24 protein-coding genes, 1 pseudogene and 1 riboswitch are annotated in these 26,011 nt (G+C 66.4%); of the genes and pseudogenes, 17 read left to right on the top strand and 8 right to left on the bottom strand.

Features of this window, described 5'->3' with window-relative positions; genetic code table 11:
* Positions 1-52: 52 nt before the first annotated feature.
* The 3 genes from DIE15_RS17510 to DIE15_RS17500 all read left to right on the top strand — a co-directional run bounded on the left by DIE15_RS17510 (position 53) and on the right by DIE15_RS17500 (position 3,148).
* A complete protein-coding gene (locus tag DIE15_RS17510) occupies positions 53-397 on the top strand; it encodes a cupin domain-containing protein (RefSeq protein ID WP_057926370.1) in 345 nt (114 codons plus the stop codon).
* A 238-nt stretch (positions 398-635) separates the two neighbouring features.
* Positions 636-2,090 carry an FAD-binding oxidoreductase gene (locus DIE15_RS17505; RefSeq protein ID WP_124833929.1) on the top strand — a complete coding sequence of 485 codons (1,455 nt, stop codon included), beginning with the start codon at positions 636-638 and terminating at the stop codon, positions 2,088-2,090.
* Between the two features lie 137 nt (positions 2,091-2,227).
* Positions 2,228-3,148, top strand: a complete 921-nt coding sequence (locus DIE15_RS17500) for a LysR family transcriptional regulator (RefSeq protein WP_057926372.1) — start codon at positions 2,228-2,230, stop codon at positions 3,146-3,148.
* A gap of 12 nt (positions 3,149-3,160) precedes the next feature.
* On the opposite strand, the gene DIE15_RS17495 is transcribed toward DIE15_RS17500, so the two are convergent.
* The 4 genes from DIE15_RS17495 to DIE15_RS17480 all read right to left on the bottom strand — a co-directional run bounded on the left by DIE15_RS17495 (position 3,161) and on the right by DIE15_RS17480 (position 6,427).
* On the bottom strand, positions 3,161-4,558 hold the full coding sequence (locus DIE15_RS17495) for an MFS transporter (RefSeq protein WP_124833928.1): 1,398 nt from the start codon (positions 4,556-4,558) through the stop codon (positions 3,161-3,163).
* 194 nt (positions 4,559-4,752) lie between these two features.
* A complete protein-coding gene (locus DIE15_RS17490) occupies positions 4,753-5,613 on the bottom strand; it encodes an XAC2610-related protein (RefSeq protein WP_124833927.1) in 861 nt (286 codons plus the stop codon).
* A gap of 44 nt (positions 5,614-5,657) precedes the next feature.
* Positions 5,658-6,026, bottom strand: coding sequence for a hypothetical protein (locus DIE15_RS17485; RefSeq protein WP_057926375.1), 369 nt, complete (start codon positions 6,024-6,026; stop codon positions 5,658-5,660).
* A 23-nt stretch (positions 6,027-6,049) separates the two neighbouring features.
* Positions 6,050-6,427, bottom strand: coding sequence for a helix-turn-helix domain-containing protein (locus tag DIE15_RS17480; protein WP_057926376.1), 378 nt, complete (start codon positions 6,425-6,427; stop codon positions 6,050-6,052).
* Positions 6,428-6,564: 137 nt separating this feature from the next.
* On the opposite strand from DIE15_RS17480, the gene DIE15_RS17475 reads away from it, so the two are divergent.
* Positions 6,565-7,203, top strand: a complete 639-nt coding sequence (locus DIE15_RS17475; RefSeq protein ID WP_124833926.1) for a glutathione S-transferase C-terminal domain-containing protein — start codon at positions 6,565-6,567, stop codon at positions 7,201-7,203.
* Between the two features lie 36 nt (positions 7,204-7,239).
* Here DIE15_RS17475 and DIE15_RS17470 read toward each other — a convergent pair whose 3' ends face one another.
* From DIE15_RS17470 to DIE15_RS17460, 3 genes are all read right to left on the bottom strand, one after another.
* Entirely contained in the window at positions 7,240-8,250 is a 1,011-nt protein-coding gene (locus tag DIE15_RS17470; protein ID WP_124833925.1) for a sodium:calcium antiporter, read from the bottom strand.
* An 82-nt stretch (positions 8,251-8,332) separates the two neighbouring features.
* Positions 8,333-8,508, bottom strand: a riboswitch (yybP-ykoY riboswitch).
* Positions 8,509-8,641: 133 nt separating this feature from the next.
* Complete coding sequence (locus DIE15_RS17465) at positions 8,642-10,057, bottom strand: heavy metal sensor histidine kinase (protein ID WP_124833924.1); 1,416 nt, start codon at positions 10,055-10,057, stop codon at positions 8,642-8,644.
* Positions 10,054-10,725 carry a heavy metal response regulator transcription factor gene (locus DIE15_RS17460; protein ID WP_124833923.1) on the bottom strand — a complete coding sequence of 224 codons (672 nt, stop codon included), beginning with the start codon at positions 10,723-10,725 and terminating at the stop codon, positions 10,054-10,056. The genes DIE15_RS17465 and DIE15_RS17460 overlap by 4 nt, the downstream gene beginning before the upstream one ends.
* A 278-nt stretch (positions 10,726-11,003) precedes the next feature.
* On the opposite strand from DIE15_RS17460, the gene DIE15_RS17455 reads away from it, so the two are divergent.
* The 10 genes from DIE15_RS17455 (at position 11,004) to DIE15_RS17410 (ending at position 21,880) form a co-directional block, all read left to right on the top strand.
* Entirely contained in the window at positions 11,004-11,390 is a 387-nt protein-coding gene (locus DIE15_RS17455) for a hypothetical protein (RefSeq protein ID WP_124833922.1), read from the top strand.
* Positions 11,391-11,772: 382 nt separating this feature from the next.
* The gene (locus tag DIE15_RS17450; protein ID WP_124833921.1) at positions 11,773-12,066 is read left to right on the top strand and encodes a hypothetical protein; all 294 of its coding nucleotides are present in this window, start codon (positions 11,773-11,775) and stop codon (positions 12,064-12,066) included.
* Positions 12,063-13,649 (top strand): TolC family protein, encoded by a 1,587-nt coding sequence (locus DIE15_RS17445; RefSeq protein ID WP_124833920.1) that lies wholly within the window; start codon positions 12,063-12,065, stop codon positions 13,647-13,649. Before DIE15_RS17450 ends, DIE15_RS17445 begins: the two co-directional genes overlap by 4 nt.
* Position 13,650: 1 nt before the next feature.
* A complete protein-coding gene (locus DIE15_RS17440) occupies positions 13,651-14,946 on the top strand; it encodes a multicopper oxidase family protein (RefSeq protein WP_124833919.1) in 1,296 nt (431 codons plus the stop codon).
* A gap of 90 nt (positions 14,947-15,036) precedes the next feature.
* Positions 15,037-15,384 (top strand): copper-binding protein, encoded by a 348-nt coding sequence (locus DIE15_RS17435; RefSeq protein ID WP_124833918.1) that lies wholly within the window; start codon positions 15,037-15,039, stop codon positions 15,382-15,384.
* A gap of 20 nt (positions 15,385-15,404) precedes the next feature.
* Positions 15,405-15,785, top strand: coding sequence for a copper homeostasis periplasmic binding protein CopC (gene copC, locus DIE15_RS17430; RefSeq protein WP_175825914.1), 381 nt, complete (start codon positions 15,405-15,407; stop codon positions 15,783-15,785).
* Entirely contained in the window at positions 15,782-16,723 is a 942-nt protein-coding gene (locus DIE15_RS17425; protein WP_124833916.1) for a copper resistance D family protein, read from the top strand. The genes copC and DIE15_RS17425 overlap by 4 nt, the downstream gene beginning before the upstream one ends.
* Before the next feature lie 210 nt (positions 16,724-16,933).
* Positions 16,934-18,739, top strand: coding sequence for an ExeM/NucH family extracellular endonuclease (locus tag DIE15_RS17420; RefSeq protein WP_124833915.1), 1,806 nt, complete (start codon positions 16,934-16,936; stop codon positions 18,737-18,739).
* Positions 18,740-19,556: 817 nt separating this feature from the next.
* Positions 19,557-21,407 (top strand): S10 family serine carboxypeptidase-like protein, encoded by a 1,851-nt coding sequence (locus DIE15_RS17415; RefSeq protein ID WP_124833914.1) that lies wholly within the window; start codon positions 19,557-19,559, stop codon positions 21,405-21,407.
* A gap of 44 nt (positions 21,408-21,451) precedes the next feature.
* Positions 21,452-21,880, top strand: coding sequence for a 2-oxoglutarate dehydrogenase (locus tag DIE15_RS17410; protein WP_124833913.1), 429 nt, complete (start codon positions 21,452-21,454; stop codon positions 21,878-21,880).
* 186 nt (positions 21,881-22,066) lie between these two features.
* Here the strand turns inward: DIE15_RS17410 and DIE15_RS17405 are convergent, their stop codons facing one another.
* Positions 22,067-23,029, bottom strand: coding sequence for a helix-turn-helix domain-containing protein (locus tag DIE15_RS17405; protein ID WP_260428278.1), 963 nt, complete (start codon positions 23,027-23,029; stop codon positions 22,067-22,069).
* A gap of 293 nt (positions 23,030-23,322) precedes the next feature.
* Here DIE15_RS17405 and DIE15_RS17400 point away from each other — a divergent pair, with 293 nt between their 5' ends.
* The 3 genes and pseudogenes from DIE15_RS17400 to glyA form a co-directional block, all read left to right on the top strand.
* Positions 23,323-24,570 carry a D-arabinono-1,4-lactone oxidase gene (locus DIE15_RS17400; RefSeq protein ID WP_124833912.1) on the top strand — a complete coding sequence of 416 codons (1,248 nt, stop codon included), beginning with the start codon at positions 23,323-23,325 and terminating at the stop codon, positions 24,568-24,570.
* A 33-nt stretch (positions 24,571-24,603) separates the two neighbouring features.
* Positions 24,604-25,383 carry an SDR family NAD(P)-dependent oxidoreductase gene (locus DIE15_RS17395; protein WP_124833911.1) on the top strand — a complete coding sequence of 260 codons (780 nt, stop codon included), beginning with the start codon at positions 24,604-24,606 and terminating at the stop codon, positions 25,381-25,383.
* A gap of 320 nt (positions 25,384-25,703) precedes the next feature.
* Positions 25,704-26,011 (top strand): annotated as a pseudogene (gene glyA / locus DIE15_RS17390) (serine hydroxymethyltransferase); the annotation flags it as partial.

The following is a 26,011-nucleotide window of genomic DNA, read 5'->3' as shown; positions in this document are numbered from 1 at the left end:
TAAATGAGTAACTTTGTCTCTGCTTTTTTCAATCGAGAGACGAAAGATTCAAATGACCAAACTGATCAAGGACATCCTGCCGCTGGGCGCAGGCATGGGCGAATTCACGAAGCTCGACTTCGGGATGGACGAAAGCGACTGGCGCGCGGCGGAAGGCAAGAGCGGCAATTACCTCGTCGGCTGGTGGGAAGGCAAGGTCGGCTCGGTGGAGTTCCCCGAAACCGCGGCGGACGAAGCGGTGTGGCTCGTCGAGGGCCGGATCGCGCTGACCGACGTGGAAGGCAACCGCAAGGAATTCGCGCCGGGCCAGGGCTATCTGCTGCCGGCCGGTTTCGCGGGCCGCTGGGAGACGATCGAGGACGCGAAAAAGTTCTACGTGCTGCTCGAGAAGTCGTGATGTGAGCCACCGCAGCCGTGGCGTCGTCGTCAGGTTGACGGCACGGCGGCGGTTGCGTTTTCGATCGACCGCAAGCGACGTCCATCGCGTTTCTGCCGACCGGACGCATCGCGGCTTGCGGTGCATGCGCCGATCGTCGCCGTCGGCGGAACCGATGAAATCGATTGAATCGGCGAGTTCGGCCCGCCGTGCAGGCAACACATGCGCGGGCCGCGATCACGTGGGATGGCATGGGATCATGGAAATGGAAGTCAACGAAGCAACGCAAGCCGCACCGGCACACGCGCCGCGTCGCGCACCGGTTGCACTGAGCGCCGCCGAGGCGCTCGCGGATACGAAGCTGTTCCCGTACTGGCTGGACAACCCGGCCGCACCGGCTACCGAGCCGGCGCTCGTCGGCGACGTGACGGCCGACCTGCTGATCGTCGGCGGCGGCTTCACCGGGCTGTGGACGGCCGTGCAGGCGAAGGAGCAGATGCCGCACCTGAACGTGGTGCTGATCGAAGCCGGCAAGGTCGCGCACGGCGCATCGGGCCGCGCGGGCGGAATCATCTCGACGTCGGTGATGCACGGGCTGCCGAACGCGGTGCGCGTATTCCCGAACGACATCGCGCAACTCGAGGAATTCGGCCATCACAACCTCGACGGCTTCGAGGAGACGCTGAAGCGCTACGACATCGACGCCGACATCGAATGGAACGGCGAGATGACGGTGGCGGTCGATCCCGAGCACCTCGCGCACCTGAAGGGCGACTACGACCTGCATCGCGAGTACGGCCACGATGTTGTGCTGCTGAACAGCGAGGAAACGCTCGAGCAACTGAACTCGCCGCTGTTCGCGGGCGCGCTGTGGTCGCGCAACCGCAGCGGCATCGTGCATCCGGCGAAGCTCGCATGGGGGCTCAAGCGCGCGGCGCTGCAGCTCGGCGTGAAGCTCTACGAGCACACGCCGCTCACGACCGTGACCGACGAAGGCAGCACGGTGGTCGTGAAGACGCCGAAAGGCAGCGTGCGCGCGCCGCGCGTCGTGTTCGGCAGCGGCACCGCGAAGGTCGGCATCCCCGACATCAACCGCCGCGTGATGCAGGTGCGCGACCACGTGCTCGCGACCGAGCCGCTCACCGACGAACAGCTTGCGCGGATCGGCTGGAAGAATCGCCAGGGCGTGTACGACACGCGCACGCAGCTCAACTATTTCCGGCTGACGAAGCACAACAACATCATCTTCGGCGGGCTGGTCAGCTATCACTTCGACGGCGATCCCGAACCGCACCAGGACGGCCAGCGCGAAACCTACTACCGGCTCGCGGAAGCGTTCTACCGGACGTTCCCGCAACTGAGCGACGTGCGCTTCTCGCACGCATGGGGCGGGCCGATCGACTACTGCTCGCGCGGCTCGGTGTTCGCGAAGCGCTATCTCGGCGACAAGGCGGTGTTCGTCGCCGGCTACACGGGCTTCGGCGTCGCGGCGAGCCGGTTCGGCGCGTTCATGGGGCTGAACATCCTGTTCGATCGCGACAGCCCGGAGCGCAAGCTCGACATCGCGAACCAGAGCCCGAGCTACATCCCGCCCGAGCCCATGCGCTGGGTCGCCGCGAAGATCACGTTCCATGCGTTCGACGGCGCGGATGCCGAAGGCGGCTGGAAGCGCACGTGGATCAACGGGATCAAGGCGATGGGCTTCCCGATGTGAGCGACGCGCGATTTTCGGGAGCGACGAGTGTGGCGTGTGCGGTTGCCGATGACGGCGCGCGTCCGGCCAGGTTCATCGGCGCAGACGGCCGGCATCGCGCCGGCCCGACAACGCGCTCAGGCGCAGCGGCTTGAAGCATGTTTTCGAATACCACCGATCTCGATCTCCGGCTCATCCGGGTCTTTCTGGCCGTCGTCGACGCACGCGGCATCACGGCCGCCGAGGCATCGCTCGGTGTGCGGCAGTCGACGATCAGCACGCAGCTCTCCGCGCTGGAAGCGCGCGTCGGCTTCAAGCTGTGCGATCGCGGGCGCGGCGGCTTTCGCCTGACGTCGAAGGGCGAACGCTTCGCGGCCACCGCGCGCACGCTCGTCGCGGCGACGTCCGAGTTCGTCGCGCGCGTGCGCGACATCGACCGCAAGCTGGTCGGCACACTGTCGATCGGCCTGATCGGGCAGGCGCCGCTCGTCGAGAACGCGCGCCTCGCCGACGCGATCGGCGCGTTCCGCAAGCGCGACCAGGCCGTCACGTTCTCGATGAAGGTCGCGTCGCCGCAGGAACTCGAGGAAAGTCTCGTCAACAACCAGCTCGATCTCGCGATCGGGTATTTCTGGCATCGCGTGCCGGGGCTCGACTACACGCCGCTGTTCACCGAGGAACAGGTGGTGTACTGCGGGCGCGGGCATCCGCTCTTTCATGCGCCGCGGCCGGTGTCGGCCGATGACCTGCAGGCGCACGACTGGGTGTGGCGCACCTATCCGGTGCCGGAGGAGCAGTATCCGCTGCCGGAGCGGCGCGTGACCGCGAGCGCGGACAGTATCGAGGCCGCGACGATCCTGATCCTGTCGGGTGGGCATCTCGGCTACCTGCCCGCGCATTACGCGGAGCCGTTCGAGCAGCGCGGGCTCGTCAAGGCCGTCGGCCGCACGACGTTCAGCTTCGACGTGCCGCTGCATCTCGCGATGAAGCGCAGCACGAGCGAGAAGCCGATCGTCGCTGCGTTCTGCGAGGACCTGCTGCGTGCGTTCAACATCAAGGCGATCGCGTTGGCCGCGTAGCACGGCACCCGCTCATGCGTCGATGCGTTCGACCTTGCCGACCAGCAGCCCATACGACAGGCTGCCCGCGAGCGCCATCGCGGCGATGTAGGTGATCGCGCGCGAGAAGTCCGCGCCGTCGACGAGCAACCCGATCACGATCGGCGTCGCGATCGCGGACAGGTTGCCGATCAGGTTGAACACGCCGCCCGTGAGGCCGAGCAGCCGCGCGGGCGCGAGGCCCGACACGAGCGACCACGTGATCGACGCGAAGCCGTTGCCGAAGAATGCGATCGTCATGAATGCGATCACCCAGCCCGTCGACGTGACATAGTTCGCGCCGATGATGCAGGTCGAGATCAGCAGCCCCGAGATGATCGGCAGCTTGCGCGCGAAGCCCTGCGATGCGCCGCACCGCATCAGCCAGTCCGACAGCACGCCCGAGCACAGCACGCCGACGAACGCGGCGAGAAACGGCAGCGACGCGAGAAAGCCGGACTTGATGAAGTCCATCCCGCGATACTTGACGAGGTAGGTCGGGAACCACGTGAGGAAGAACCACAGCGTCGAGTTCAGCGCGAACTGGCCGAGATAGATGCCCCACAACTTGCGCCGGCCGAGCACGATGCCGAGATCGCGCCACGTCGACGGCGTGCGTTCGGTGCGCGCGGCGATGCGGTCCTCGAGATCGACGAGGCCGCCGCCGTCGCGGATCAACGCGATCTCCGCCGCGTTGACGCCGCGAAACGCGCGCGGCTCGCGATACACCGCGTACCAGATCGCGGCCCACGCGATGCCGGCGAGCCCGGTCGCAACGAACACCATGTGCCAGCCGAGATGCACCTGCAGCCATGCGAGCACGGGCGTGAGGAACGCGAGGCCGACGAACTGCCCCGACGTGTAGCCGCCGATCGCGCTGGCGCGCTCGCCGGTCGGGAACCACGTCGTGACCACGCGGTTGTTGATCGGATAGGCCGGCGCTTCGAGCGCGCCCACCGCGAGCCGCAGCACGATCAGCCCGACGAACGAGCCGGCAAAGCCGAGCAGCAGCGTCGCGGCCGACCACAGCGCGAGCGCGCCCGCATACAGCACGCGCGGCGACACCTTGTCGACGAGCCAGCCGCCCGGGATCTGCATCAGCGCGTAGGTCCAGCCGAATGCGGAAAACACGAGGCCCGCGCGGACCGGGTCGATGTTCAACTCCTTGAACAACGCGGGCGCCGCGATCGACAGGTTGCTGCGGTCGAGATAGTTGATCACCACCGTGACGAACAGCAGCGCCAGGATGATCAGGCGCTTGCGGCTCGGCGGCGCGGTGAAGGCGGCGGTTGCGGACGCGGACGTGCGGGCTGCGGAATCGGGTACGGTGTCGGCGTGCGCTTGCGGCTGCGCCGACGGGTTGGCATGCGTGCGTGACGCGGAATGGGCCACGGTCGTCTCCTGTGTTCTGTGTCGGCCTGCACCCGCGGGCGGGCGGCCGAATCCAATGGCATTGGGCGAACGTTAGGGCCGTGGCGCGAAGCGCGTCAACATTTGGGCAGGTATCCCTATTAATGGGATGCCGGGCGCTCAGTATGTGAGAAAGTGCGGCGAAAGTGCGGTGTGCCCGGTCGCCGCATCGTGGTTCAGCCGCCGGTTGCTTCCTTCGCGCTGACCCAACCTTGCGCGGTCCCGCCGCGTGGATTGCGATACAGCACCTTCAGCCACTGGAAGTCGGCGCTGGCATCGATCAGCTCGAGCGTATCACCCGCGACGACATAGCGACGCGTCGGCGCATCGTTCATCGCGTCGTGCAGCGGCAGGCGCGCCGGGCGTACCTTGAACGTAACCTTGCCGCCGCCGTACGCGTCGAGGCGGCGCGATACGCGTTTACCGTGTTCGTCGTAGGTCAGCAGCAACGACGAGGGACCCGAGTCGCCGTCGAGCAGGTCACGAAGATCGTCGGGAATCGCTTCGCTGGACTGATAGAGATACATCCGGCCGTTGCCGTCGAAGCGGTATGCGTCGGTATACCAGATCGGCCCGCCTCGGCACGAACTGTAGAGCGTGCGATCCTTCGGCTTCGCGTCGACGTTGATCAGGTCGTCGCAGTTGCCGTGCGGCATGTCGGCCGCGGGCAATTTCAGCGGCTCGAACTGCTGGCGTGCGGCGTCGTACGGAAAGATGCCGTAGCTCTCGTTGACCATCCCGAGCAGCGCGTGCGCGGCGAGATCGCGGTGGCCGTCGAAGTTGTAGTCGTCCGATGCGAGCTGGTAGTGGCCGTCCTCGTCGGATACGCCGACGTCGAGCGTTTGCGTTTTCCCGCTCGGCAGGAAGCGGATCGTGATGCGCGAGCCGTCGGCGTGTTCGACGCGCGCCGTGATGGCGTCGTCGACCTTGAACGTGAGCAGCGGTTTGGCCGCCTGCGCGGCAGCAACCGATGCGCAGCACGCGATCAGCAGCGCGCAGCGGCGAAGAAGCGGTTGGAATCGCGAAGGGCGTGTCATGAGCGGCGTTCGAACGCGTGGGGTGGCGTGTTGCGCAGAGCGGCTTACGCGCTTGCGCTGTCGTCGCGATACCCGCTCTTGCCGTCGAAGATTTCCGCCAGCGCGGCACGTAGCGCGACGGGATCGTGCTCGCCGGGCGCGAGATGGATCACGTAATGGGTATTGCCGTCGAGACGCGCGGCAGTGCGCTCGTCGAGCTCGACTTCGATCGTGTCGCTCGTCAGACGCACCGTCAGATCCTTCACGTGCGCAGTGAGCTGGTCGTGCACCATCACCTCGATCGACGATTCCTCGGGGAAGCGCAGCAGCGAGAAGCAGTAGTCTTGCTGCGCGTCGTGGCAATAGATGTTCGCGCAGCTTTCGTCGTCGTCGATGTCGGACGTGGCCGCGCCGACGGTGGCGTGTAGTTCCATGATGCTTTTCTCCGGGTGTGGGGTTATTGCGGCAGGCCGGCGTCGGCTTCGATCGCGTCGGGCGTCGCGCGGGCATCGCATTGCGCATCGCGCGCCTTCAGCCACAGCCCGAATTCACGCATGACCTCGACGACGGGCCGCAGCCGGTCGCCGTCCGCGGTCAGATCGTACTCGACGCGCACCGGCACTTCCGGATACACGGTGCGCCGCACGAAGCCGGCGTCCTCGAGCGCGCGCAGATCGAGCGTCAGCATCCGCTGCGAGATGCCCGGCATGTCGCGGCGCAGGTCGCTGAAGCGTTTCGGCCCGTCGAGCAGGTACGACACGAGCAGCAGCCGCCAGCGGCCGCCGAGCATGCGCATCGCTTCTTCCACGGAACATCCTGTCGCACTCGTTTTCATGCTGCTGGCTCTGGGTCGGTAACTTTTTTGTGACTACGGCACAAACGACTGCCGTCTTCCCGGCGCGGCGCCGATGCGAGATATTAGCGCCCGCGTCGCGGCGAATCGATATACGGATCATTCAAAGAAGGAAACGCATGAAGCTCTATCACGCTCCCGGCAGCTGTTCGCAGGCAATCCGCATCGTGCTGCACGAAGCGGGCATCGATGCGCAGATCGTCGCGGTCGATGCGCGCAAGCATCGAATCGACGACGGCCGCGATTACTACGACGTCACCGAGCTTGGCTACGTGCCGCTGCTCGAACTCGACGACGGTACGACGCTGCGCGAAGGACCGGTGATCGCGCAGTATCTCGCGGACCGGCGCCCGGAAGCGGGGCTCGCGCCCGCATACGGCACGCTCGCCCGCTACCGGCTGATGGAATGGCTGAACTTCCTCGGCACCGAGATTCACAAGGGCTTCATTCCGCTGCTGTACGCGGTGCAGGCGGGGAAATATGTCGACCCGGTGCGGCAGAAGCTCGACAGCCGCTTCGCATGGATCGACCGGCAGCTCGACGGCAATACGTATTTGACGGGCGACACGTTCACGATCGCCGATGCGTACTTGTTCGCGCTCACGGGCTGGGGCAAGGCCGAATGGATGCGCTCGGTGTACAACGCGGACATCGACCTGAGCCGGCATGCGAACCTGCGTGCGTGGTACGAGCGGGTGCGGGCGCGGCCGGCCGTGCAGCAGGTGCTGCAGGCCGACGCGCGGCCGAACGCGTCCTGATCGACGCGCGCGGGGAGCCCGGCGCGGTCGGCGCACTCAGCGCGTCAGTGTCACGAACAGGTAACCGACGTAACCGGCCCCATTCGCCAGCAGCGCCCAGATCGCGAGCCCGCGCGCACGAGCATTGACGCGCAGCCAGACCGCCGCCGCGAGCGTGATGACTACACCGGTCAGCACTTCGGGGCGCGGCTCCCACGGCGTCAGCATGATGCCGATCGCCGGCAGCAGCGTGCCCTGGAACACCATCGCGCCGGTGATGTTGCCGAATGCGAGCGTGTCCTTCTTGCGGCGGATCCACAGCACGCTGTTGACCTTCTCCGGTAGCTCCGTCGCAATCGGTACGATGATCAGCGACAGCAGCAACGCGGAAATGCCGAGCAGGTGCGACACGCCCTCGACGCCATGAATGAAGCCCTTCGCACCGCCGACGAGCAGCGCGACGCCGAGCGCGAGTTGCAGCGCGATGGTCGCGAGGTTGGTCGGCAGCCCGACGCGCGACAGGAACATCGCGTGCGGCGCTTCGGTGCCGTGCCCGGCATCGACGAGCTGCATCGATGCGCGGAACGTCATTACCACGTACATCACGTAGATCCCGACCAGCATGACGGCGAGCAGCGCGCGGACGGCCCACACGTGATGCGGGATGAACATCGCGACGGTGGCGAGCGCGAACGCGGCGATGAAGTAGTTCAGGTCGCGCACGAAGCCGGTCCGCTCAGGCGCGATCGTGCCGGTCAGGCCGCGCGAGCGGATCACGGCGAGCGTCATCAGGAAAGTCGTCAGCGTCGCGAGCATCAGCGGCGCGCCGAGAATCGCGCCGACGCCGATTTCCTCGTTGACGGCCGCGTTCGACGTGCCGCCCGCGAGCGCGAGCAGCGGCACCATCGTTTCGGGCAGCGCGGTGCCGACGGCCGCGAACAGCGAACCGGTGACGCCCTCGGAAATCTTCAGCCGTTCGCCGAGATGTTCGAGCGCATTCGTGAAGAGTTCGGCGGCGACCAGGATGACGATCAGCATGAACGCCAGTTCGACGAGCATCGACGTCATGCGGCACCTCCGCAGGCAGGCATGCGGACGGTCGTGGAACTCACGAAATGTGAAGGGAAGGCAAGGAGGAACATGGGGACTCCGTGGTCGGACGTGGACGAACCATGACGCATCTGCCGACGTCCGACCAGGACCGACGCGATGCGTCGATGGTCTCGCCAGACCGATTCGGCCGAACGCGCCACGGCCGCAGGCCGAGTGTGTTGACGCGTTCGCTTTCCGGGGAAGGAAAGCAGGCTACTCCCCAAAGACGAAAGGCAGTCTAGCCGAGCCGGCCGCTTTCGGCAAGATTGGGCGGTCACCCCCTTTCATTCGGGACGGTAAGTCGCGTGACAGCGGATGCGCATGGCGTACGGGGAAGCAATCGGCGTGCGCGCGTGTCACGCTTGGGTCATGAAGCCCGGGCCGGGAAATACAGCGCGAACGTCGTGCGCCCGTCGCGGCTCGCGACCTCGACCTTGCCGCGGTGCAGTTCGACGATCGACTTGACGATTGCGAGCCCGAGCCCGGCGTTGCGCGCCGCGCCGTGCCGCGACGAATCGATCCGGTAGAAGCGCTCGAAGATCCGCTCGATCTGCTCGGGCGGAATCGCCGCGCCGCGGTTCGTGACTTCGACGACCGCGTACCCGGGCCGCGTCGATACGGCCAGCTCGACCGTCGACCCGGATTCCGCGTGTTCGAGCGCGTTCGACGCGAGGTTGCTTACGGCGCGCCGAAACAGCGTCGCGTCCGCGACGACCGGCGCTTCGCCCCGCACGTCGAGGTGCACGCCGGCTTCGTCCGCCAGCGCCTGGAAATACGACGCGAGCCGGCGCAGTTCGTTGCCCGCGTCGAGTTCGACGGTCTTCAGGTGCTGTCGCGCATTGTCCGTGCGCGCAAGAAACAGCATGTTCTCGATCATCCGCTGCAGCCGCTCGCATTCCTCGATGTTCGAATCGATCAGCGCTTCGTATTCCTCGGTGGTGCGGGCACGCGACAGCGTGACCTGCGACGCGCTGATCACGTTCGCGAGCGGCGTGCGCATGTCGTGTGCGAGGTCGGACGAGAACTGCGACAACCGCACGAACGCGCGCTCGAGCCGGTCGAGCATCCGGTTGACCGACGTGGCGAGCTCGCGCAGTTCGACCGGGCCGCCGCGTGCATCGAGGCGCGCGTTCAGGTTGTGCGCCTCGATGCGCGACGTCTGCCGGCCGAGGCTCTCGACCGGGCGCAGGCCGCGCGATGCGACCGCGTAGCCGAGCGCGCCGACCAGCAGCGCGCCGAGCGCGGCCGCGAGCCAGATGTCGACCCGGTAGCTTTCCAGCAGCGACTGGCGATCGGTCGCCGTACGCGCCAGCGCAACCTGGATGGTTTCGCCCGACGGCAGCGTGGCGCGCGCGCGCACGCAGCGCGACGCGCCGATGCCGGGCGGCGAGCAGGTGAACGGGCTGGCGGCCGCGCCCGCTTTTGCGGCCGGCTGCGGCCGCGCGATCACCGATGCGAGCGTGTTGCCGGCTTCGTCGGTGTGTTCGACGAGCGGGCGGTTCGCGCCGTCGTAGATGCCGAGGTAGACGCCCGGATGCGACAGCAGCACTTCGTGGAAGACGGCCGGATCGGCGCGCAATGCGGCCGTCGAGCCGCTCGCGTGCGCGAGCTGCAGGAACTGGTTGAGCTTGCCGGCGATCTCGATGTCGTCACGCCGGGTCAGCTCGGCGGACAGCGAGCGATACAGGTATGCGCCGGTCAGCGCGAATACGAGCGCGGCGACGGCGGCGAACGCGAGCGTCAGGCGCCGGAGCAGCGAATACGGTGCCGGGCCGCCGGTCACGCGCGATCCTCGAGCACGTAGCCCATCCCGCGTATCGTGTGGATCAGCTTCTTCTCGTACGCGTTGTCGATCTTCGCGCGCAGGCGCTTGATCGCCGCATCGACGACGTTCGTGTCACTGTCGAAATTCATGTCCCAGATCTGCGACGTGATGAAAGTGCGAGTGAGCACCTCGCCCTCGCGCTCCGCGAGCAGCTGCAGCAGCGCGAATTCCTGCGCGGTCAGGTCGATGCGGTTGTCGGCGCGCCGTACGCGGCGCTTGATCAGATCGACCTCGAGATCGGCGACGTGCAGGATGTCGCGCGCATTGCGCGGCGCGCGCCGCAGCAACGAACGGATGCGCGCGAGGAACTCCGCGTACGCGAACGGCTTGAGCAGGTAGTCGTCGGCGCCCAGTTCGAGCCCCGTGACCTTGTCCTCGATCGCCTCGCGGGCCGTGAGCAGCAGCACGGGCGTCTGCTTCTGCGCGCGCAGCCGCCGGAGCACCTCGAAGCCGTCCAGCTCCGGCAGCATCACGTCGAGCACGACGAGATCGAAATCCTCGTGCAGCGCGAGGAACAGCCCGTCCGTGCCGTTCTCGGCCACGTCGACCGTGTAGCTCGCCTCCGTCAGCCCCTTGCGGAGGTACGACGCCATCTTGGGTTCGTCTTCGACTATCAGTATCCGCATGGTGGAGCAGGCTGTCCGTGATTCATCCGTGGTTCCAGCCGGTCAGTGTAACGCGTGAGCTTACGGCGCTGCCCGTGCGGGAAAGATGACCGGTGGATGACGGAATTGTCATCGAGCATGCTTGCGATGCCGCGCCCGCGTTCGATGAAAATCCGGTCATGTTTCGGCCATGTCGTCGTCACGCCGACGGCGATAAGCTGCGGCCGTCTTGTGTCCGGAGCGCGCCGTCTCGGCGTTGCTCCCGTTCATCCGGTCGTAGCCTGCCTGATTCCACCTCCATGTCGTACTGGCGCAAATTCATCCTCGTCGTGTTGCTGGCGCTGAGCCTGCCGATCCAGTCGTTCGCGACCGTGTCGATGCAGTGCGCGGGCGTTGTCGTTGCGGCGCCGCATGCGGGGAACGGGGTGAGCGCTCATGACGCGGCCGCGTCGCACGCGATGTCCGGCGCGCACGGCGGCGGGCATGCACAGGATGACCGCGCACGGCATGCGTCTTCTTGTTCGGCGTGCGGGGCCTGCTGCTTCGGCACCGGCATGTCGGAGGTGCCGGCGGTGTCCGTTCCGACCGGCGTCGGTATCGCGGCCGCCTCGTCCCGGCCTTCGTCGATCGTCGTGTCGTTCCTCACCGGCGGCATCGACCGGCCGCCGCGCCGGAATCCCGTCTAGGGCCTGTTCACGCTAATAACGGGCTTGCGAACGTGCCTTTCCGCCCGCAAGGCAAGGAGAGAGGAGGCGCAATAGCCGTAGCTATTGCAACGACGAACGACGCCGCAATGCGGGCGGAAAGGCACGTTCCCCCGTTTGGAAAAATCATTCGTGGGGCTGGCCCCCAGAAGGGCCGATCGCCGCGTCATGCGCCTCGCGAATACGTCGAGTATTCGCTTCCCCGCATTCCTTGCGCTCGGCCCTTCTGGGGGCCAGCGCAAGCCCGTTATTAGCGTGAACAGGCCCTAGTCCCTGCCCGCGGCCGGCGGCCGCGATCCGCACACCGTGCCGACGACCCTTCGACGCCCGTCACACGACTCACGACTCACGACGAGAAACACCCATGCGATTGATCATTGCGGCGCTGCTTGGCGCGGCGGCACTCGTGCCGCCGCTCGCGCCTGCGCAAACCGTCTTGCCCGATCCGGCCGATGCCGCCGCGTCGGTGCCGGACGTCACTGCGACGTCCGCGTTCGACGGCTACGTGCCGTATCGGGACGATGCAGGCCCGGGCTGGAAGCAACTGAACCGTGACGTGATGGAGCGGCCCGCGAAAGGGCACGCGACCGGGCACGCAAAGCCCGGAAACGCGGTGGGCAGCGCAGCCCATTCGATGCACGGAGGGGCCGCGCAATGACGGGATTTGCGATTTCACCGCGCGTCGGCGCGACCGCGCTCGTGCTGGCCTTCCTCGCCGGCTGCACGACGTTCTCGAAGGACGGCGGCTTCGATGCCGTGTCGTCCACCGCATCCGAACGCATCGGGAAGGACGCCGTTATCGTCAGGACCGACGCCGACCGCGCAGCCGTCGACACACGGACGAAGGAATTGCTCGCGAAACCGCTGTCGATGGACGACGCGGTGCAGATCGCGCTGCTGAACAACCGCGGACTGCAAGCGTCGTATGCCGAACTCGGGCTGTCGGAGGCCGACCTCGTGCAGGCCGGCCGGCTGCCGAACCCGCGCTTCTCGTTCAGCCGCACGCGGGCCGGCGACGGTGAGCTGAGCCTCGGCCGCACGTTCTCGGCCAATGTATTCGCGCTGCTGACACTGCCGCTCGCGACGAACATCGAACGTCGCCGCTTCGAGCAGACGAAGCTCGAGACGGCCGACGCGATGCTGAAGGTCGCGGCCGACGCGCGCCGCGCGTATGTCGAAGCCGTCGCCGCCGAGCAGGCCGCGAACTATGCGCGGCAAGTACGCGACGCCGCGAGCGCCGCCGCCGAACTCGCGCTGCGGATGCGGCAGGCCGGCAACTTCAGCCGGCTCGACTACGCACGCGAACAGGCGTTCCATGCGGATGCGGTTGCCCAGCAGGCGAAGGCTGATCAACAGGCCGTGGCCGCGCGCGAGAAGCTCACGCGCGCGATGGGGCTGTGGGGCGAGCGCACGCGGTACGCGCTGCCCGAGCGCCTGCCCGACCTGCCGAAGGCGCGCCCCGATCTGCGCGACCTCGAACGCTACGCGATGCGCAACCGCCTCGACATCCAGGCCGCGAAGCTGCAGACGCAGGGCGTCGCGTCGTCGCTCGGACTCAGCAAGGCGACGCGCTTCGTCAACGCGGTCGATCTCGGCTACGTGAACAACTACGAGACCGACAAGGGCCACGAGCACGGCTACGAGATCAGCGTCGAGATTCCGCTGTTCGACTGGGGCGGCGCGAAGGTTGCGCGGGCCGAAGCCGTCTACATGCAGTCGGCGAACCGGCTCGCGCAGACCGCGATCGACGCACGCTCGGCAGTGCGCGAGTCGTACGCGGCGTACACGACGAGCTACGACGTCGCGAAACACTATCGCGACGAAGTCGTGCCGTTGCGCAAGACGATCTCGGACGAGCTGCTGCTGCGCTACAACGGGATGCTTGCGAGCGTGTTCGAGCTGCTCGCCGACGCGCGCGAACAGGTCGGCGCGGTCAACGGCTACATCGATGCGCTGAAGGACTACTGGCTCGCCGAAACCGATCTGCAGGCGGCCGTCGGTGGCCGCCTGCCGACCGCGCAGCCAACGCAGCCGACGCAGCAGACGCAGCAGACGCAGCAGACGCAGCAGACGCAGCAGACGCAGCAGACGCAGCAGACGCAGCCGACGCAGCAGACGCAGCCAACGCAGCAGACGCAGCGCGCGGACGCTACCGCCACATCCACGACCGACGCTGCGCCGCAGCCGGCTTCCTCACCCGCGGCGCAACCGGCGCCCGCAACGCATCCGGAAGGTCATTGACATGGTGTCCCGTCGACAATTTCTCAGCGGCTCGGGCGCTGCGCTGCTCGGTGCGGCGATGGTCAGCAAGGCCGGCGCGGCGTCGCTGCCCGAAGCGCCGACGATGGCGAAGGCCGGCACGCAGCCGCCGCTCGTGCCGCCCAACGGCCGCCCGTACACGCCCGTCGCGACGCTGAACGGCTGGACGCTGCCGTGGCGGATGAAGAACGGCTGGAAGGAGTTCCACCTGACGGCCGAGCCCGTCGTGCGCGAGATGGCGCCGGGGATGAACGCGAACCTGTGGGGCTACAACGGCCAGTCGCCGGGCCCGACGATCGAGGCCGTCGAAGGTGACAAGGTCCGCATCTTCGTGACGAACCGGCTGCCCGAGCATACGACGATCCACTGGCACGGGCTGCGGCTGCCCAACGGGATGGATGGCGTCGGCGGCCTCACGCAGCCGCATATCCCGCCCGGCAAGACCTTCGTCTACGAGTTCCAGCTGGAGGCGCACGGCACCTTCATGTATCACCCGCACGCCGACGAGATGGTGCAGATGGCGATGGGGATGATGGGCATGTTCATCGTGCACCCGAAGGATCGTGCGACGATGCCGGTCGATCGCGACTTCGTCTTTCTGCTCGCCGCATACGACATCGATCCGGGCAGCTACACGCCGCGCGTGAACGAGATGACGGACTTCAACATGTGGACGTTCAACTCGCGCGTGTTCCCGGGTATCGACCCGCTGCCGGTGCGTGCGGGCGACCGCGTGCGGATTCGTTTCGGCAACCTGACGATGACGAACCATCCGATCCACCTGCACGGCTACAGCTTCGAGGTGGCCGGCACCGACGGCGGCTGGATTCCGCCGGCGGCGCGCTGGCCGGAGGTGACGGCCGACGTCGCGGTCGGCCAGATGCGCGCGATCGAGTTCACCGCCGATCGCCCCGGCGACTGGGCGTTCCATTGCCACAAGTCGCATCACACGATGAATGCGATGGGCCACCAGGTGCCGAACCTGATCGGCGTGCCGCAGAAGGATCTCGCGACGCGCATCGGCAAGCTCGTGCCCGACTACATGGCGATGGGCAGCACCGGCGGCGCGATGGGCGGCATGGAGATGCCGCTGCCCGACAACACGCTGCCGATGATGACGGGCACCGGCCCGTTCGGGCCGCTGGAGATGGGCGGCATGTTCACGGTCTGCAAGGTGCGGCAGGGGCTCGGCCGCAACGACTATCGCGACCCGGGCTGGTTCCGGCATCCGAAGGGCACCGTCGCCTACGAATACACCGGGGAATTGCCGGACGGCTGAGCGGCAGGCGGCAGGCGGCACGCGGCACGCGGCGGCCGTGACGATGCGGCCGCCGATTTCATTTCACTCACTCTGGATGGAGCACGCACGATGAAGAAGAAACTGGTTTCAATTGCAACGGGTTGCGCGCTGATGTTTTCTGCCGCCTCATACGCGGCCGGCGACATGGCCGGCATGGACATGGGCGGCGACGCGAAGCAGGGCGCCGCCGCGACACGCGCGATGTCGCACGGCGAGATCCGCAAGGTCGACACGGCCGCGGGCAAGCTGACGATCAAGCACGGCCCGCTGGAGAACCTCGGGATGGAGGCGATGACGATGGTGTTCAAGGTCAAGGATCCGGCGATGCTGTCGCAGGTCCAGGCGGGCGACAAGATCGATTTCGTCGCCGAGGACGTGGGCGGCGCGTTGACCGTCGTCGAGCTGCGCAAGCCGTGATGCCGGGGCGGAACATGCACATGAAGATCACGATGCTCACGCGGTTCGTCCGCTTCGTCGCGGCCGGCGCGCTGATCGCCGCCGCGCCGGTGACCGCCTCGGCGCACGGCAAGCTGGAAAGCGCGACGCCCGCGACCGGCAGCACGGTCGACACCGCGCCCGACACGTTGCGGCTCGCGTTCAACGAAGACCTCGAACCGACGTTCAGTTCGGTGAAGGTGTCGGACGCGAACGGCAAGCCCGTCGCGCACGACGGCGCGAAGGTCGATCCCGCGGCGCCGCGCGTGATGACCGTCGCGATGCCGAAGCTCGCGCCGGGCGCGTACACGGTGCAATGGGCGGCGATGACGGCCGACGCGCATCGCACCAAAGGCACCTATACGTTCAAGGTGAAAGGGTGAACGAAGGCTTCGTCGGCATGCTGCGGCTGGCGGCGGTGGCGATCCAGAACGCCGGGTTCGCCGTCATCGTCGGCACGCTGCTCGGCAGCCACTGGCTCGCACGGGGCGTGTCGGCGTGGCAGCGCGACATCGCGCGGCGGCTCGTCGCGACATTGCGCGCTGCGTCCGTCGTGTCACTGCTCGCGAGCATCACGGCGTTCTGGGCGCACTGCGCGTTGATGAGCGAAGTGCCGCTGCTCGACGCGGGGCCGGCCGTTCGCTCGATGCTGGCCGGCACCGGGTTCGGTCATGCGTGGCTGGCCGGCGCCGTGTTCATGACCGTCGTCGTGCTGCTGTCGTTCCTGCGGCGCGCGACCGATACGCGCTTTCCGTTCGCGATGTGGGCCGCGCTCGCGTGCGTCGCGCTGGCGCGCAGCAATGGTGGGCATCCGGTCGACGCGGGGCTGTTCAGCGTGCCGGTGTGGGTCGACTGGCTGCATCTGCTGGCGATCAGCGCGTGGGTCGGCCTCGTGCTCGTGACGGCGTTCGGCGTGATGTCGCGATTCGCCGGAATGCCCGCGAGCGAGCGCACGACCGGTGCGTCGTTCGTGCAGTCGCTTTCCGATGCGTCGACGGCCGCGCTCGCCGTGCTGTTCGCGACCGGCGCATACAACGGGTGGCGCGGCGTCGATACGCCGAGCAACCTGTTCATGTCGACGTACGGACAGATTCTGCTGCTCAAGCTCGCACTCGTGCTGATCGCGGCGGCGCTCGGCGGACACAACCGGTTCTTCGGGATGCCGAAGCTGCTGGCCGCGCTGAAGGATCCGGCGGCGGCGATCCCGGTCGACGCGTTGCGCCGGTTCGGCACGGTGCTGCGGATCGAGGCGGTCGTGCTCGCCGGCGTGCTGATGGCGGCGGCGCTGCTCGTGTCGAGCGCGTTGCCGGGGACGGTTTAGTGTCGCGGCCCGCGGGCGAAGCCGGTACCGGGACATCGTCGCAACAGGGGCGATTTTTGTCGGATGACTTTCCGGGGCCGGCCGCAAGTGCGCGGTCGATCGCCATGGCGGAGCGGCACAGAAAATTACATCTATCTGTCTTTTGGTTACTAAAAACTGTCATCGAGCGCCGCTAAGCTTTCGCCACCCTCACAACCGGGATTCCCCGCCATGCGCTCGACAATCCGCCTGTTTGCGCCACTATTGCTGCTGCCTGCGCTTGCCGCACCGGTCTTCGCCGCCTCCGTCAGCCCGAACTGCGGCGGCAGCACGACGCCGATCGCCGACATCCAGGGGCCGGGCGCGCCGTCGCCGCTCGCCGGCCAGAACGTGTCGATCGAAGCGGTCGTCACGGCCGACTTCGGCGGCACGGACGGCTTCGGCGGCTTCTTCGTCCAGCAGGCCGACGCGCAGCGCCGCAACCAGCCGGGCGTGTCGGAAGGCCTGTTCGTCTATGCGCCCAAAGTGCGCGCGAAGGCCGGCGATCTCGTGCACGTGACGGGCAAGGTCGAGGAGAAATACGGACAGACGCAGCTCACGCTGTCGGGCGCGATCGCGGTGTGCGCGAACGGCCAGGCGGTCACGCCGGCGACGCTCACGCTGCCGGTCGACAACCCCGGCACGTTCGCCGCATATGAAGGAATGCTGGTGCGCCTGCCGCAGACGCTCGCCATCACCGACAACTACGAGCTCGGCCGCTACGGCAGCGTGATGCTGAGCAACGGCCGCCTGCGCACGCCGACGAGCGTGGTGCCGCCGTCGCAGGCGCAGACGCAGATCGATGCGAACGCACGCAACCGGCTGATCCTCGACGACGGCTCGAACAAGCAGAACCCGGCGACCGTGCCGTATCCGGCGCCGGAGCTGTCGGCCGCGAACACGCTGCGCGCGGGCTATACCGTGCGCAACGTCGAAGGCGTGCTCGAGGTGCGCTACGGCGCATGGCGCGTGCAGCCGCTGCCCGGCGCGGCCGCGCCGGCGTTCGACACGCGCTCGAACCCGCGCACCAACGCACCGGCACGCGATCCGAAATCGAACCTGCGCGTCGCGTCGTTCAACGTCCTCAACTACTTCAACGGCAACGGCGTGGGCGGCGGCTTCGACGATCCGAACAATCGCGGCGCGAAGAACTACCAAGAATTCCAGCGTCAGGAAGCGAAGATCGTCAGTGCGCTGAAGGCGCTCGACGCCGACGTGATCGGCCTGATGGAAATCCAGAACAACGGCTACGGCGAACTGAGCGCGGTGCGCCAGCTCGCGGCGAAGCTCGGCAGCAACTGGCGCGTCGTCGATCCGGGCACGTCGCGCCTCGGCGGCGACGCGATCGCGGTCGCGATGATCTACGACAGCCGCGCGGTCGAGCCGGTTGGCCGAGCATCGACGCTCGCGATCGACGACAAGAACCGCCAGCCGCTCGCGCAGTCGTTCCGCCGCATTGGCGGCAACAAGCAGGCGCTGACGATCGCGGTCAACCACCTGAAGTCGAAGAACTGCCCGGACGCGGCGAACGACGACCTCGACCAGGGCGACGGCCAGGGCTGCTGGAACCCGACGCGCACGCGCGCGGCGGCGAAGCTGGCCGACTGGCTCGCCGGCACGCCGACGGGCGTCGCAGGGCAGGGCACGCTGCTGATCGGCGACTTCAACAGCTACACGCATGAAGACCCGATCCGCCTGCTCGAATCGCGCGGCTACCGCAACCTCGTGTCGCGCTGGATCGGCGCCAACGCGTACAGCTACGTGTACAACGGCGAAGCCGGCTATCTCGATCACGCGCTCGCGTCGCTGCCGCTCGCATCGCACGTGAAGGCCGTGCACGAATGGCACATCAACGCGGACGAGCCGCTCGCGCTGCAGTACACGCTCGCGTACAAGTCGGCCGAGCAGCAGAAGACGTTCTACGCGCCGGATGCGTATCGCTCGTCGGATCACGATCCGGTGCTGGTCGATATCGCGCTGCCGGGCGGCGGGCGCTGATTGCCGCGGTGTCGAGCATTTGAAGTACGGCGTGCGGCGTCAGCCGCACGTCGGCACGTGAGCGGTGGCCCTGCCGCTCGTGCGTCTCTCCCTTCCCCTCGCATCACGCGCCCGATTCGCGATTGCCGCGATGCGATCCCGCATGCACGGCGCGAATGATCGTTTCTTCATTGCGAATACCCGCGTATTACCCATCAATGCGCGTGTCGCTCGGCATGCGATTCCATTACGATGCCGTGTAAATAATGCCGTCGAGTATCCGGTAAATCGCTGGAGTCGGTATTTTGTGGATGATGTCGGGTTTTATTCAGCGATTCGCACTAGTCGATTATCGATAATAAAAATGAAAGAAAAATCCTGTCGGTCTGAAGGTATTCGCCACGCGATACCCAATCCCGTAAATAACCGCGCCAAAGGCACGACGGCGACGCCATTCAATACGAAACGACTGGTACAGCACCAGAAACGCGGGCGACCGGGTTTTCTTTCAAATTCCAGACACTAATCTCCGTTCGCATCATACGAGATTTTTTAATATCGGAATGATCTTTGACAACGCGGCGCAGCACCACCTATTTTTGTTGTGTCGTAAATTTCGATAATACATAAGTCGTCGAAACTGCAAGGGGGCGGCGTTCTCGCATCATTCTCCGCCAGCAGTTTGCTGTGTCTGTATCAAGTTCAGTCTCTCGAAGAAGTTCAATCCCCAACCGCCGTCTGCCGATCGTGCAACGCGAGTGGCGGGTATGCCTGCGCGTTTTTCGCCGGCGATGGCGGCCTGTGTGAAGCGGTATCAGACCCAACACAAAGGACAGAGATGAAACCAGACAGGAGCAGTACCGGCAGCCGCCGCGAACGTCGCGGCCGGCTGGCCGGGCTAGGCGCATTGACCGTGTTGACCGTGGTGCTCGCGAGCTGCGGCGGCGACGATTCGTCGTCGGTCGGCGCATCGAGCCTCGCGCAGGCCACCGCCAGCCAGCAGGCCGGCGCGCAACAGGCGGCTGGCAATCAGACGCCTGCGGCGAACCAGCCTTACGTCGACCCCGTCGCTTATTCGATGAACGCGACCGACGGCCTCGCGGCCGCGCAGGTGTCGGAGAAAGCCGCGGTGATGCATTACCCGTGGAAATCCGGCGGCTCGACGGTCAACTACACGACGACCACCGGCCACCTGACCGCGCAAGACGCGAACGGCAACGCGGAAGCGTCGATGTCCTATGTCGCGTACACCGCGCCGAGCACGAACGGCAAGCCGCGCCCCGTGACGTTCGTCTATAACGGCGGCCCGGGCTCGTCGTCGATCTGGCTGCGGCTCGGCTCGTTCGCGCCGACGCGCGTCGCGACGCCCGATCCGCTGTTCGGCAACAACTGGCCGAACTATCCGCTCGTCGACAACGCGGAAAGCCTGATCGACACGACCGACCTCGTGTTCATCGACCCGCCGGGAACCGGGCTGTCGGAAGCCGTGTTGCCGAACACCAACCAGAAGTACTGGGGTACCGATGCGGACGTCGACATCATGCGCGACTTCATCCAGCGCTACCTGAACGTCAACAGCCGTGGCACGTCGCCGATCTACCTGTACGGCGAATCGTACGGCACGCCGCGTACCGACATGCTCGCGCTGGCGCTCGAATCGGCCGGCGTGCACCTGACCGGGATCGTGCTGCAATCGTCGATCCTGAACTACTTCGCGGATGCGGTGGAAGCGGTGGCGATCACGCAGTCGACCGAAGGGCTGCTGCTCGACACCGATACCGTGGCCGGCTACCTGCCCGGCTATGCGGCCGTCGCAGCGTATTTCAACCAGGTGTCGCCGGCGCCGATCAACCCGTATCTGTATGCACTGCAGACCGAACTGTTCACGACGTTGATCTACAGCCAGCTGCAGCAGTACTCGCAATCGTGGGTGCTGAGCCAGCTCGGCATTCCGGATGCGCTGGGTACGCCGGTGTTCCCGAGCGACGCGACACTGAAGCTGTGGTCGATTCCGTCGAGCCTCACGCAGCAGGCGCTGCGCGGCTACTTCAACGCGAACCCGTTCGGCACGAGCCTGTTGCCCGGCACGACGATCGGCCGCTACGACGGACGCGTGTCGTTGCCGAACGCCGATCCGCGGCTGCAGACGGACGGCGACCCGTCGGACATCCTGATCTCGCAGCCGTTCACGAACGCGCTTGCGACGCAGATGCCCGACTACCTCGGCTACACCGCGCCGAACGCGACCTACCTGCCGCTGAACGACAACATCATCCAGGTGTGGGACTTCTCGCATGACGGCCAGCCGATGCCCGACACGATCCCCGATCTGCTCGGCGCGCTGCAGCTCAATCCGAAGCTTCGCGTGCTCGCGGAAAACGGCCTTCACGATCTGGCAACGCCGTTCTTCAACACGGAGAAGCAGCTCGCGCGGCTGCAGACGGTGAAGGGCCTGAATCCGAAGCTGCAGGTGAACTTCTTCCAGGGCGGACACATGACGTATCTGGATGACGTGGCACGTCCGCAGATGAAGCGCGACCTGACGATCTTCTATCAGGGCCGGCGGATTCCGACCGCGCTGACGCTGCGCACGCTGCCGCCGCCGTGGCCGGACGAGAATCCGGCCGGCACGCCGACCGGCAGCGTGCCGGGCGCGACGGCCGCGACGACGCTGGCAGCGGCACCGTAACCAACGGATTCCTCTTGAAGAGGAACCCTCTATTCATCCATTGAATGCGAGTGATCATGTCTCCAATCAATCTGATGCGGCGTATGTCTCCGTTGATCGTCCTCGGTGCCGTGATGAGCAGCGCCTACGCATTGCCGCCGCAGGCGGTGGCGCCGGTGAAGCTGCCGCACGGCGGACACGGCGTCGACGGTCCGTTCTTTCCTTCGACTCGCGCGGCGCCGGTCCTGCCGTCGACCGGCGCGACGCTGCAGCAGCAGGCGCAGAAGCGCGTCGATGCCCGGCTCGGCGGCAATACGGTGCTGAGCAACGGCGCGGCCGTGACGAAAGCGCAGGCGCAAAGCAGCGGGCTCGGGTTCGTCGCGAAGCACTTCGACGAGATCGATGCGAAACACACCGGCCGCGTGACGATGAGCGACGTGCGGCAGTTCATCCAGCAGCGGCAGGTGCAGGCGCAGCAGGAACAGCAGGAGTGACGGTGCAGCGAGATCGTGCGTAGGCGGACGGTGCCGTTCGGGTGCCGTCCGTCCGCCTGCGGCGACCCGTTTTTCAACCTGCCGCGGCGCACGTTCGGCCGCGGCTTTCTTCAGCGAAGCAGCGAAGTTCGGCTCGCACGCCGATCACGCGCAGCCGTGCCTCACGCAACGTGGCACGATCGACGCTCAGGCTTCCCGGTGCGCGTAGCGCCTCGCCGTCGCCGACGGTAGCTCGCCGAACATCGCGCGATAGTCCTGCGCGAAACTGCTCAGATGCCAGAAGCCCCACTTCGTCGCAGCGGACGTAACCGACTCGCCGAGCCGCAGCTCGCGGCGCGCGTGATTCAACCGCACGGCGCGCAGGTACGCGATCGGATTCAGGTTGAGCGTGTCGTTGAACGCGTATTGCGCGGTACGCCGGCTGATGCCGAGCTGCACGCACAGTTCGGCGATCGACAGCGGGCACGTCGACGCATCCTGCAGCCGCTCCTGCACCGCGTTGACGAGCGACCAGTACTTCGTCGAGCGCGACGCGAATGCATCCGCGTCCGGTGCGGGCACCGTCATTGCTTCGGAAATCGCATACAGCACGGTCCGCTCGAGCAGTCCGATCCGGTCCTGCGTCGTCACGTCCTCGACCGGCGTGCTTTTCGCGGCCGCGGCCATCGTGTGGCGCAGCAGGTCGCGCAGGCGGTCCGCGACCTGGGCCGTCATCGGGATCAGCGGCGCGAAGGTGCGCGCCCGCAGCGACGCGGCGAGCGTGCGCATCGCTTCGGTCGACAGCTTGTCGGGCTCGATCTCGACGTTCACGAGCACGTGGCGGTCAGGTGAATAGAACTCGAACGCCGGCTGGCTCGAGAACACGTGCAGGCTGTCGCGGCTGCTCTTCTCGCCGCACATCCGCGCATGGCCTTCGAGTTCCAGCGGCACGGCCACCGCGACGCGGTCCGACGGCACCGCACCCTGCTGCAGGATCACCTTGTCGAGATCCTCGACCAGCAGCCGGATGCCGCCGAGCGACACGATGGACGACGAACCGTGAAACAGGCCGCCCGAGATCTGCGTGTAGTTGAGATCCCAGCCGTCGAAGATCCGCGCCTGTTCCTCCACGTCGGTGAACGCGCAGAACGCCACCGTTCGTGCGAACAACGGGGCGCCGGACAAATCGCTCGGATCGGCAGACGGCGTCATCGGGTCGGGAGGGGGTGGGCCGGATCGATTCATTGTAGCCGCTCGACGAGCCGGTCAAAAAGCCCCGGCGGCCCGATTCCCCGTGGAAACCCTCGCTTGCCGAAATCCGATAGTGAAAAACCGGCCGGCGAAATACCTTTGTGACGAACACGACGCATCGCGCCGGCGCCGCGAGCCTTCCGCTTCGTTGCCGGCCGAACCGAACACGGCTGCCGGCGCGGGACGGCCGGCGCACTTCTGGAGAGACGTTGATGGCGCTTCCACGTGGCGGATTCTGGCGGAACTGGGTAGGCAATCAGTCGTGCGTGGCCGCGCACATGGCGTCGCCGACCAGCGAGGCGGAGATTGCCGAGCTGGTGCATGCCGCGACGAGCCAGGGCAAGAACGTCCGATGCGCGGGATCGGGACATTCGTTCACGCCGGTCGTCGCGACGAGCGGCCTGCTGCTGTCGTTGAAGGATTACCAGGGCATCGTCGCGGTCGACGAACGGCAGAAGCGCGTCACGGTGAAGGCCGGCACGCGGATCAACGCGGTGACGCGCCACCTGAAGGATATCGGCTTCTCGCTCGTCAACCAGGGCGACATCGATTCGCAGGCCATTGCCGGTGCGTTGGCGACGGGCACGCACGGCACGGGGACGACGCTCGGCAACCTGTCGTCGCAGGTCGTCGGGATGCGGATCGTTCGCCCCGACGGCTCGATCATGGAAGTGAGCGACACGCATGATCTCGACCTGCTGCACGCGACGCAGGTGAATATCGGCATGTTCGGCGTGGTCTCGGAACTGACGCTGCAGGTGACCGACGCGTTCTGGCTGCACGACCGCGTGTGGCGTGAGGACTTCGAAGCGTTGATGGAAAAATACGACGACCTCGCGGCGAAGCATCGGCATTTCGGTTTCTTCTGGTGCCCGACGTCCGAAAGCCGTCACCTGTACTGCCTGCCCGACACCACCCGGGTGTCGAATGCGAAGAAGGACTACGACGTGTGCGAAATCAAGGTGATGGACATCACCGACTCGCGCACGTTCCACGAAGGCGAGCACGAGAAGATCGCATACAGCGCCGAGGTCTATGCGATCGACTATGTCGCGAATTTCCACGAGCTCGAATACGCGGTGCCTGCCGAGCACGGCAAGGAAGCGCTGCGCCGCGTGCGCGACCTGATCCTCACGAAGCACCAGGACTGCATCTTCCCGGTCGAATACCGCTTCACGAAGGGCGATCCCGCGTGGATCAGCCCGTTCAACCATCAGGATAGCGTAACCATCTCGTGCTCGGGCGGTCCGAACGGCGTCGACTACTGGCCGTTCCTGAAGGACGTCGACGACATCCTGCGCGACTACGGTTCGCGTCCGCACTGGGGCAAGCTGCATTTCACGAACCGCGACGACGTGGACCGCTGGTTCCCGAAGGCCGAAGCGTTCCGCGAACTGCGCCGCAACGTGGACCCCGAAGGCCATTTCCTCAACGATCATCTTCGGACGCTGTTCAGCTGAGCGGTCCGAACGAACCAGACTGGAGAACGACGAATGAATGCCAAGATTGACGGCCGCCTGGCGGGCAAGGTCGCCATCGTGAGCGGCGGCGCGGGCGGGTGCGGCGCCGCCGCGTCCGAACTGTTCGCCGCGCAGGGCGCGAAGGTGGCGATCGTCGACCGCGACGGCGCCGCCGCCGAAACGCTCGCGTCGCGGCTGCGCGATGCCGGCTTGCAGGCGATCGGCCTCGGCGCCGACGTGTCGAAGCAGGCGGACGTGCAGCAGGCGGTCGACGCGGCGCGCAAGCACTACGGCAATGCCGACATCCTGTTCAATCATGCGGGCACGCTGATCGTCAAACCATTCCTCGACATCGAGGAGTCGGAATGGGACTGGCTGATGGGCGTGAACGTGAAGAGCATGTTCCTGATGACGAAGGCCGTGCTGCCGCAGATGCTCGAAAAGGGGCGCGGCAGCATCGTCTGTACGTCGTCGATCTCGGCCGTCTGCGCGACGCCGGGCGAAGTGCTGTACGACGCGACCAAGGGCGCGTGCCACATGTTCGCGCGGGCGATCGCCGTCGAATACCGCGACCGCGGCATCCGCTGCAACGCGCTGGCGCCGGGTTTCATCCGCACGCCACACGGAATGCGCGAGCTGAAGGATCTGCAGGCGATGGGCGTCGATGCGACCGAAGCGGCTATTGCAGTGCAGCAAGGCCGGCTGTGCGAGCCGTCGGAAGTAGCCGCGGCCGCGCTGTTCCTCGCGTCTGACGAATCGAGCTTCGTGAGCGGCACCCATCTGTTCGTCGACAACTGTTTCTCCGCTGTTTAGGCCCCCATATTCGCAAGAAGCCGCGGGTCAGGCACGGCCTTTCCAGGAGCGGCAGATTCCATCGAAGGTTCCGCAGCGATGCGGACCTTCGATTTTTTTTGCCCGGGCCGCTGCGCGATGTGTCCTAGCGGATTGTCGTAATCCTTCTATCTGAACGAATTTGCGTCTGCTGGAATGGCAATGACGAGTAACCGTTCAGCCGGCATCGCGGGGCGGCATGGTTGTCGACGTCATCGGGCGCCGTCCGGCGCTCGGCTTCGCGGGTCCGGGCAAGTCCGGCATACCAGGGTCAATCCATCACTCTCTTTCGATCAATCATCATGTTCAATCGCACTACCAGCACCGTCGCCAACGTCGATCCGGAACTCTGGACTGCCATTCAGGACGAGAACCGCCGCCAGGAAGATCACATCGAGCTGATTGCGTCGGAAAACTACACGAGCCCGGCCGTGATGGCCGCACAGGGCTCGCAGCTCACGAACAAGTACGCGGAAGGTTACCCGGGCAAGCGCTATTACGGCGGCTGTGAATACGTCGACGTGGTCGAGCAACTGGCGATCGACCGCGTGAAGCAGCTGTTCGGCGCGGAAGCCGCGAACGTGCAGCCGAACTCGGGTTCGCAGGCGAA

It is taken from the genome of Burkholderia sp. Bp9031 (assembly GCF_003857965.1).
Lineage (GTDB): Bacteria > Pseudomonadota > Gammaproteobacteria > Burkholderiales > Burkholderiaceae > Burkholderia > Burkholderia ambifaria_A.
The sequence above is the reverse complement of the archived record's forward strand: the minus strand, read 5'-3'. Positions and strand labels throughout refer to the sequence as shown.